The 6,843-nt window shown below is 66.0% G+C and carries 8 protein-coding genes; 4 read left to right on the top strand and 4 right to left on the bottom strand.

The window, feature by feature from the left end; all coding sequences use genetic code 11:
• Together WAO18_RS24185 and trpD are read right to left on the bottom strand one after the other, a co-directional pair.
• Window positions 1-284, bottom strand: a 284-nt coding sequence (locus WAO18_RS24185; protein ID WP_422208758.1) for a hypothetical protein, incomplete at its 3' end; no start/stop codon positions are given.
• 13 nt (window positions 285-297) lie between these two features.
• Window positions 298-1,386: an anthranilate phosphoribosyltransferase gene (trpD, locus tag WAO18_RS24180; protein ID WP_422208757.1), complete on the bottom strand. Its 1,089-nt coding sequence runs from the start codon at window positions 1,384-1,386 to the stop codon at window positions 298-300.
• A 131-nt stretch (window positions 1,387-1,517) separates the two neighbouring features.
• Between trpD and WAO18_RS24175 the strand changes: the two genes are divergently transcribed.
• The 4 genes from WAO18_RS24175 to WAO18_RS24160 are packed head-to-tail and all read left to right on the top strand — an operon-like array spanning window position 1,518 to window position 5,840.
• The gene (locus WAO18_RS24175; RefSeq protein WP_422208756.1) at window positions 1,518-2,129 is read left to right on the top strand and encodes a cytochrome c oxidase subunit 3; all 612 of its coding nucleotides are present in this window, start codon (window positions 1,518-1,520) and stop codon (window positions 2,127-2,129) included.
• 29 nt (window positions 2,130-2,158) lie between these two features.
• Window positions 2,159-2,992 (top strand): c-type cytochrome, encoded by an 834-nt coding sequence (locus tag WAO18_RS24170; protein ID WP_422208755.1) that lies wholly within the window; start codon window positions 2,159-2,161, stop codon window positions 2,990-2,992.
• Entirely contained in the window at window positions 2,989-4,158 is a 1,170-nt protein-coding gene (locus WAO18_RS24165; protein WP_422208754.1) for a ubiquinol-cytochrome c reductase iron-sulfur subunit, read from the top strand. Before WAO18_RS24170 ends, WAO18_RS24165 begins: the two co-directional genes overlap by 4 nt.
• A complete protein-coding gene (locus tag WAO18_RS24160) occupies window positions 4,155-5,840 on the top strand; it encodes a cytochrome b (protein WP_422208753.1) in 1,686 nt (561 codons plus the stop codon). Before WAO18_RS24165 ends, WAO18_RS24160 begins: the two co-directional genes overlap by 4 nt.
• A 56-nt stretch (window positions 5,841-5,896) precedes the next feature.
• On the opposite strand, the gene WAO18_RS24155 is transcribed toward WAO18_RS24160, so the two are convergent.
• Together WAO18_RS24155 and WAO18_RS24150 are read right to left on the bottom strand one after the other, a co-directional pair.
• Window positions 5,897-6,505: a DUF2561 family protein gene (locus WAO18_RS24155; protein WP_422208752.1), complete on the bottom strand. Its 609-nt coding sequence runs from the start codon at window positions 6,503-6,505 to the stop codon at window positions 5,897-5,899.
• Window positions 6,505-6,843, bottom strand: a 339-nt coding sequence (locus WAO18_RS24150; RefSeq protein WP_422208751.1) for an MmpS family transport accessory protein, incomplete at its 5' end; no start/stop codon positions are given. The genes WAO18_RS24150 and WAO18_RS24155, both read right to left, overlap by 1 nt.

The following is a 6,843-nucleotide window of genomic DNA, read 5'->3' as shown; positions in this document are numbered from 1 at the left end:
GGCCAGCTCGCTGCTGCCGGGACCGCACGGCGCGGGGTGCCACCGATGCCCGTCGTCGACGCCGTCCGGGCGGGTGCGCAGGTGGTGCTGCCAGATTCCGCGCCGCTGGGAGGGGCACCGGTCGAAGAGACGGCGCTGGTCGCGCGCTGGTTGGCCGGCCCCGGGGTACGCATCGTGTGTGTCAGCGGCGAGGACGGTTGGTGCACGCCGTTGCGGTCCGCCGGGCCGTGGGCCGAGTGGGCGGCGTCGGCACGCTCCGCACGGCTGGCCGCCGAACAAGCCATCACGAGCCGGGCCTCAGAGCTGCTGACCGAACCGCACCCATCGCGCGAGCAGCTGTTCGGCCGACCCGCTGTCGATCGCGTCGACGGCCCGACGCAGCCCGTCCTCCCACGCGGGCAACCACTCGGCGCGGCTGGATAGCCCGGCATGGGCGACGATCGCGCCTGCGGCGTTGAGCACGACGGCATCGCGCACCGGGCCCTTGGCGCCGGCCAGCACCGAACGCGCCTCCGCCGCATTGGCGACCGCGTCACCACCTAACAGCTCGTCGAGGTCGGCGCGCGCAAATCCGAATCCGGCGGGATCGAATTTCAGCTTGTCCACCGTGCCGGCTTGAACCCGCCAGATGGTGCTCGTCGTGGTGGTCGTCAGCTCGTCGAGACCGTCGTCACCGTGCACCACCAGCACGCTGGACTGACGCGCGGCGAAGACCCCCGCCATCACCTCGGCCAGCTCAGCGAACGCGCAGCCGATCAGCCCTGCCCGCGGTCGGCCCGGGTTGGTAAGCGGCCCAAGCAAATTGAAGACAGTGGGCACACCGATCTCCCGCCGTACCGCCGACGCGTGCCGATACGAGGGGTGGAACTGCGGCGCGAAACAGAACCCGATCCCGACTTCAGCCACACTGCGCGCGACCTCGTCGGGTTGCAGGTCGATGCGCACCCCGAGCGCTTCCAGCGTGTCGGCCCCGCCAGCCAGCGACGAGGCCGCCCGGTTACCGTGCTTGACCACCGGAATACCGCTGGCCGCAACAACTATCGCCGCCATCGTCGATAAGTTGACGGTGCTGACGCCATCACCACCGGTCCCGACCACGTCGACGGTGTCGGTCCCGATCTGCTCGGTCGGCAGCCGGCGCCCGTGCTGCAGCATCACGTCGGCCAACTCGGCCACTTCGCGCGCAGTCGGTGCCTTCATCTTCATCGCAACGGCGAAGGCCGCGAGCTGCGCCGGCGTCGCCGATCCGGTCATGATCTGCTCCATGGCCCAGCCGGCCTGACCGCGCGCCAGATCCCGGCCCGCGGTCAAAACGTCGAGCACTTGAGGCCACGACAGCGCCGCTTCCGAGGGTCGTTGCGATGACCCGGACGATGACGCCGCCACACCACAAATGGTCCCATGGTGGCCGCGCGAGCGGCGCAGCCGGGCGCGGGCCGCGGATCGACATGAATTTCGTCCGCCAAATTGCCGCCCCGGGTGGAGGTCGACAACTACAAAGCGTCATACTTGCGGATGTGACGAGTGCGGTAGGGACCTCGGGTACAGCAATCACGGCGCGCGTACATTCGCTCAACCGCCCCAACATGGTCAGTGTTGGCACCATAGTCTGGCTTTCCAGCGAACTGATGTTCTTTGCTGGGCTGTTCGCCTTCTACTTCACCGCACGGGCACAGGCGGCCGGCAACTGGCCGCCTGCACCGACCGAGCTGAACCTGTATCAAGCCGTGCCGGTCACGCTGGTGCTGATCGCCTCGTCGTTCACCTGCCAGATGGGCGTCTTCGCGGCCGAGCGCGGCGACGTTTTCGGGCTGCGCCGCTGGTACTTGGTCACGTTCGGGATGGGACTGTTCTTCGTCCTCGGCCAGGCCTACGAGTACCACCACCTGATGAGCCACGGGACCACGATCCCCAGCAGCGCCTACGGCAGCGTTTTCTACCTGGCCACCGGTTTCCACGGGTTGCACGTCATCGGCGGGCTGATCGCCTTCATCTTCTTGCTGGCTCGCACCACGATGAGCAAGTTCACCCCGGCGCAGGCGACCGCGTCGATCGTCGTCTCCTACTACTGGCACTTCGTCGACATCGTCTGGATCGCGCTGTTCGCCACGATCTATTTCATCCGTTGACCAGCATGCGTAAGAACAGGAGTGCTCGGTTGAAGAAACTGGGGTTGGACCGATCGCTGAGTGATCGGGCACGCCGGCGCCTGCGTCGCCGACTGTCGGCCGGACTGCTGCTGGTGTTGGCTCTGGTGGTCGCCGGCGGACTGGCCGCCGTCCTGACTCCCAGCCCGCAGGTGGCCGTTGCCGACGAGTCGTCCTCGGCGTTACTGCGAACGGGCAAACAGCTTTTCGACACCTCGTGTGTAACCTGCCACGGCGCCAACCTGCAGGGTGTCCCCGACCGCGGGCCCAGCCTGATCGGCGTCGGCGAGGCTGCCGTCTACTTCCAGGTGTCCAGCGGCCGGATGCCCGCCATGCGCGGCGAGGCGCAGGCCGTCCGCAAAGACCCGATCTTCGACGAGTCGCAGATTGAGGCGCTGGGCGCCTACGTGCAGTCCAACGGCGGCGGCCCGACCGTGACGCGCAACGCCGACGGCAGCATCGCAATGAAGTCGCTGCGCGGGGATGACCTGGGCCGCGGCGGTGACCTGTTCCGGCTCAACTGCTCGTCATGCCACAACTTCACCGGTAAGGGCGGCGCGCTGTCCTCGGGCAAGTTCGCTCCGGATCTGGAGCCGGCCAACGAGCAGCAGATCCTGAACGCGATGCTGACCGGCCCGCAGAACATGCCGAAGTTCTCCGACCGTCAGCTGTCGTTCGACGCGAAGAAAGACATCATCGCCTACGTGAAAAACGTGACCGAGGCACACAGTCCGGGCGGCAACGGCCTGGGCGGCTTCGGCCCCGCACCCGAGGGCATGGTGGCCTGGATCGTCGGAATGGTCGCCGTCATCGGCGCGGCGCTGTGGATTGGGGCGCGATCATGACCAACGACAGCGGAGATCCCACCGACGCCGAACTGAACGCCATGTCGCGCGAAGAACTCGTCGCGCTCGGCGGCCGGATGGACGGTGTGGAAACCGTCTTCAAAGAGCCGCGCTGGCCGGTCGAAGGCACCAAAGCCGAAAGGCGCGCCGAGCGCCTGGTGGCGATTTGGCTTTTGCTGGGCGGCCTGCTCGGGCTGGCCCTGCTGCTGGTGTTCCTGTTCTGGCCGTGGGAGTACCAGCCGAACGGTTCGTCGGGCAGCCTGATGTACTCGCTGGCCACCCCGCTCTACGGCCTGACCTTCGGGGGGTCCGTGTTGTGCATCGCGGTCGGCGCGGTGCTCTTCCAGAAAAAGTTCATCCCCGAAGAGATTTCGATCCAGGACCGCCACTACGACGCGGCCGGGTCAGATGAAATCGACCGCAAAACCGTCGCAGCCAACCTCACCGACGCTCTCGAAGGTTCGACGCTGCGACGCCGCAAGCTGATCGGCCTGTCGCTCGGCGCGGGCCTCGGCGCATTCGGGCTCGGCACTCTGGTGGCGTTTGCTGGCGGGCTCATCAAGAACCCGTGGAAACCCGTCATCCAGACCGCTGACGGCAAGAAGGCCGTGCTGTGGACCTCGGGCTGGACCCCACGCTTTCACGGCGAAACGATCTTTTTGGCCCGAGCCACCGGTGAGCATCTCGGAGCGCCGTTCATCAAGATGCGCCCGGAGGACCTCGAGGCCGGTGGCATGGAAACCGTCTTCCCCTGGCGCGAGTCCGACGGTGACGGCACAACGGTGGAATCCCACGAGAAGCTTTCCCGCATCCTGGCCGCCGTCCGCAACCCGGTGATGCTGATCCGTATCAAGGCCCCCGATCTGCCCAAGGTGGTCAAACGCAAGGGTCAGGAGAGCTTCAACTTCGGCGAGTTGTTCGCGTACACGAAAGTCTGCTCACACCTGGGCTGTCCCGCATCGCTGTATGAGCAGCAGGACTACCGGATCCTGTGCCCGTGTCACCAGTCGCAGTTCGACGCGTTGCATTACGCCAAGCCGATTTTCGGCCCGGCCGCACGCGCGTTGGCGCAACTGCCGATAACAATCGACGCCGACGGGTATTTAGTCGCCAACGGTGATTTCATCGAACCTGTCGGACCGGCATTTTGGGAGCGCACAACATGAGTCCAAAACTGAGTCCCCCCAGCGTCGGCGATGTCCTGGTCCGTCAAGGCCAGGACGTCGATTCGCGTTACCACCTGTCCGCCGCGACGCGCCGCCAGCTGAACAAGGTCTTCCCGACGCACTGGTCGTTCCTGCTCGGCGAGATCGCGATGTACAGCTTCATCGTGCTGCTGCTGACCGGGGTGTACCTGACGCTGTTCTTCGACGCCTCCATGCAAGACGTCACCTACAACGGCGTCTATCAACCGCTGCGTGGCGTGGAGATGTCCAAGGCGTTCGCGTCGACCCTCGACATCAGCTTCGAGGTGCGCGGCGGTCTGTTCGTCCGCCAGGTCCACCACTGGGCCGCACTGATGTTCTCCGCGTCCATCATGGTGCACCTGGCCCGCATCTTCTTCACCGGCGCGTTCCGCCGGCCCCGCGAAGCCAACTGGATCATCGGGTCGCTGCTGCTGATCCTGTCGATGTTCGAGGGCTACTTCGGCTACTCGCTACCCGACGACCTGCTGTCCGGCATCGGGCTGCGTGCCGCACTCTCGTCGATCACATTGGGAATGCCGGTGATTGGCTCCTGGCTGCACTGGGCGCTGTTCGGTGGGGACTTCCCCTGCGGAGGTGTGGGAGACGACTGCACCTCGGCGGGCTACATCATCCCGCGCCTGTACGGGCTGCACATCCTGCTGCTGCCGGGCATCATTCTGGCGCTGATCGGCGCACACCTGGCATTCGTGTGGTTCCAGAAGCACACTCAGTTTCCCGGCCCCGGCCGCACCGAACACAATGTCGTCGGCGTGCGCGTGATGCCGGTCTTCGCCGTCAAGTCCGGCGCCTTCTTTGCGTTGACCACCGGCATCCTTGGCCTGATGGGCGGCCTGCTGCAGATCAACCCGATCTGGAATCTGGGCCCCTACAAGCCATCTCACGTCTCGGCAGGATCGCAGCCGGACTTCTACATGATGTGGACCGAAGGTCTGGCTCGTATTTGGCCGGCGTGGGAGTTCTACATCGGTCACCACACCATCCCGGCTGTGGTCTGGGTTGGTCTGCTGATGGGTCTGATCTTCACGCTGCTGATCGTTTATCCGTTCCTGGAGAAGCGGTTCACCGGCGACTACGCCCACCACAACCTGCTGCAACGCCCGCGCGACGTGCCGGTGCGGACCTCGATCGGCGCGATGGCTATCGCCTTCTACATGGTTCTCACGCTGAGCGCGATGAACGACGTGATCGCGTGGAAGTTCCACATCTCGCTGAACGCGACCACCTGGATCGGGCGCATCGGCATGGTCGTGCTGCCGCCGATCGTGTATTTCATCGCCTACCGGTGGTGCGTCGGGTTGCAGCGCAGTGACCGCGCCGTCCTCGAGCACGGCGTCGAGACCGGCATCATCAAACGTCTGCCGCACGGCGCCTACATCGAACTGCACCAGCCGCTGGGCCCAGTCGACGACCACGGCCACCCCATCCCGTTGGAGTACCAAGGCGCCCCGGTCCCGGTGAAGATGAACAAACTCGGCTCCGCTGGCTCCCCCGGCTCGGGCAGCTTCCTGTACGCCGACCCGGCTGCTGAGGACGCCGCGCTGTCCGAAGCCCACCACGCCGCAGAACAACGCGCGCTCACCGCATTGCGGGAGCACCAGAACGGTAGCAACGGCAACGGCTCAACGAACGGCCACCACTAACCGCTACGCGGTTCAGTATCCCAAGTGGGCTAAGCGGGTTTAGCCGGCTCACGCCGTCAGGCAGCCAGCATGCCGCGCAGCTGACGCACGTGGCGCCAGGGAACCAGCGGCATGGCAAGCGTGATGGCCCCGGCGATCCCATATCCCGTCCATGAGTAGCCGTCGTGGCCGATCGCCATCGCGTAGGTCGCCGCCGCCACCGCAAGCAGCGCAGTGCCCATGGTGCCCATCAGCGCAACCGTGCCGCGCAGCCAAAAGCGGTTCACCGCGGCATCCGGCAGCGCCGGCCGCAATGTGGTCAACCGCTCGGTGGCGCCCTGCGTGGTCATCGACCCGGACCTGATCGAACGAGCGCTCGCAGTGCGCCCCGGCGATCCCGCCGATCGCGCGACCGGCCCGTCACGGGTGATCCGTCGGGCACGCAACAGCATCGGAATCGCCGCCAGGATGACCAGCGCGGAGATGATGATGATCGCGTACAGCACCGAGGACGAGTGCGGGTTCCCTTTCGCGGCGTGAAAACCACGGCCTAAATCCATCAGCGCGACGAGAGCGGCCACGCTCATCCCGACCAGGGCCAGCCAGATGGCCGCGCACGACCCGATCAGGATGCGGTCAGACGTCGCCGGTGTGACTTTGCCGCGGATTCCCCAGGCGTCGGTCATCAGCAGTTGACCTGTGGTTGGTTGTTCTCGTTGGCCGACAACACCGTTCCGTCGCTGGCGGTGACCTTGCAGTTGAGCTTGCTCAGTCGCAGCAAGCTGGACGCCTCGATCGACCCGACGTCAGACGCCGAGATCGGTGTGAGCGTGATCGTCCACGGGATGTAGACGTTGGACAGTGTCCGTCGCATCCCCGAAGCATCCGTGTAGGTGATGGTGATCTGGTCGAACGGCGCCTTGGTGCCGGTCACCGAATATGTGTACTGCTTGGGCCCGGCGGGTGCCGGCGGCGGCGCTGGTGCGGGCGGAGCCGGAGCGGGTGCCGGTGCTGGGGCCGGCGC

This window comes from Mycobacterium sp. (assembly GCF_049278535.1).
Classification (GTDB): Bacteria; Actinomycetota; Actinomycetes; order Mycobacteriales; family Mycobacteriaceae; genus Mycobacterium.
This window is presented reverse-complemented; position numbering and strand designations above follow the sequence as displayed.

Coding starts and splice junctions, on each gene's coding strand:
- WAO18_RS24165 (WP_422208754.1), top strand. CDS start 2,989: ATGACCAACGACAGCGGAGATCCCACCGACGCCGAACTGAACGCCATG.
- WAO18_RS24160 (WP_422208753.1), top strand. CDS start 4,155: ATGAGTCCAAAACTGAGTCCCCCCAGCGTCGGCGATGTCCTGGTCCGT.
- WAO18_RS24155 (WP_422208752.1), bottom strand. CDS start 6,505: ATGACCGACGCCTGGGGAATCCGCGGCAAAGTCACACCGGCGACGTCT.